At 68.1% G+C, this 1,598-nt stretch carries 2 protein-coding genes and 1 pseudogene; 2 read left to right on the top strand and 1 reads right to left on the bottom strand.

All coding sequences use genetic code 11. From position 1 onward, the window contains the following. Together V6M39_RS08790 and V6M39_RS08785 are read left to right on the top strand one after the other, a co-directional pair. A partial coding sequence (locus V6M39_RS08790) for a hypothetical protein (RefSeq protein ID WP_332643441.1) occupies positions 1–274 on the top strand: 274 nt, incomplete at its 5' end. 68 nt (positions 275–342) lie between these two features. Then, a complete protein-coding gene (locus V6M39_RS08785) occupies positions 343–1,005 on the top strand; it encodes a hypothetical protein (RefSeq protein WP_332643440.1) in 663 nt (220 codons plus the stop codon). Between the two features lie 418 nt (positions 1,006–1,423). On the opposite strand, the pseudogene V6M39_RS08780 reads toward V6M39_RS08785, so the two are convergent. Continuing rightward, positions 1,424–1,598 (bottom strand): annotated as a pseudogene (locus V6M39_RS08780) (type I glutamate--ammonia ligase); the annotation flags it as partial.

Genomic DNA, 1,598 nt, shown 5'->3' with positions numbered 1-1,598 from the left:
CGAAACCCCTCTGGGCTCGTTGCACGCGCTCCTCGGCGGGATCCGCAACGAGGCGGGCTGGCGCAAGCACCCCGCCCTCGGCCCGTGGCTGGGCGAGCACCGCCTCAACGTCACGCGCGACGCGAGCACCGCCCTCGGAGACGCCGCCGGACACTGGTACGGACGGCTGGCTGCGGCGCTCCATCCGGCTTACGCCAGCCTGGTCCGGCTATCGGCCGTTGGGGGCCATCTACCCGGCCACGACCCAGGACCGCGAACGACGGAGCCGACCTAGAGGCCGTTTCGCTACGGCAACTTCTCGACCCATTGACGGACAACTTCGTGTAAGCGAACATGTATGTCATGTCGTTGCTCGCCGTCTCCGAGGCCGCTGAGCGGCTCGGCGTCTCTACGCGGCAGGTCCAGCACCTGGTCGCGCGGGGTGAGTTGCGGTCGTTGGCCCGAGGAGTGGTCGACGAGACTTCGGTCGAGCGACTGCTGGCCGTTCGCCGCGGTTCGCACACGAGGGCGTGGGCCGAGTCAACTGCATGGGCTGCCGTGGCTTTGCTGTCCGGAGGTGAGGCGGCGTGGCTGGGGGAGAGCCAGCGATCCCGGCTGAGAGGACGACTCCGTGGTCTCGGTGCCGAGGAAGTCGTCGAGCGCGCGCGTGGGCGGGCCGGTGTGCGCCGGTACATCGCGCATCGCAGCGCAGGGGAGCGGCTGCGTTCGGAGCTGATCGACACATGGTCGGCGGCCGCGCGACTTGGGCTGGCGGAGACGAACACGATCGATGGCTATCTGGCCACGACCGATTTGAACGCAGTCGTGTCGCGACACGGCCTGATTCGCGATGACACCGGGAGCGTGACTCTGCGCGCGACCTCCATGGATCTCGATGTGGTCCGTGATCTGGTTAGCGCCAGCGATGTCCTCGCCGCACTCGACCTGGCCGAGTCTCTCGACGTCCGCGAGAGGCGCGCCGGGATCGATGCCCTTGGCCGAGCGCTGGGGGAGTTCCGTGGCTGACCGGCCGACCGTCGCCGTTCGGCGCCGTCATCCTCAAGGGCGCTGCCTACCAGACCGACTCCCGTGACCGCGCACGCCACCTCCAGGATGCGGCGCTGCTGCTCGCGGTCATTGAGGACCCGTGCGCCGAGCGCGAGCAGTTCGCCGGCTCGGATCGTTCGCGCCTTCAGACGTTGGCGCGTGCCCTACCGGACTCCGCCGCCCAATGGCGAACGCTGCCGACCGACGCCCGAGCCAACGGCCAGACTGCGCTGCGGATCCTGAACGCTTGACGCTCGACAAGTGGTTTCGCTCACGGCGGTGCAGCTGCGGATCGAACCCCGCCCGGTGCGCTCACTCCAGAAAACGGCGATGGTCCCGGGGGAGTGCCCCGGGACCATCGTGCGATCGAACATGAGTATTTCGATCAGTTTACGACCTAAATGTCGTAATACAGCTCGAACTCGTGCGGGTGCGGCCGCAGCTGCACGGGCGCGATCTCGTGGACCCGCTTGTAGTCCACCCACGTCTCGATCAGGTCGGGCGTGAACACGTCGCCGACCGTCAGGTAGTCGTGATCGGCCTCGAGGGCGTCGAGCACGGCACCGAGCGAC

It is taken from the genome of Aeromicrobium sp., from assembly GCF_036675695.1.
Lineage (GTDB): Bacteria > Actinomycetota > Actinomycetes > Propionibacteriales > Nocardioidaceae > Aeromicrobium.
Note: the sequence above shows the minus strand (reverse complement) of the source record. Positions and strands in the feature narration are given on the sequence as shown.

What these genes read in the sequence shown, in the direction of transcription:
- V6M39_RS08785 (WP_332643440.1), top strand. Translation starts at nt 343, where the DNA reads ATGTCGTTGCTCGCCGTCTCCGAGGCCGCTGAGCGGCTCGGCGTCTCT.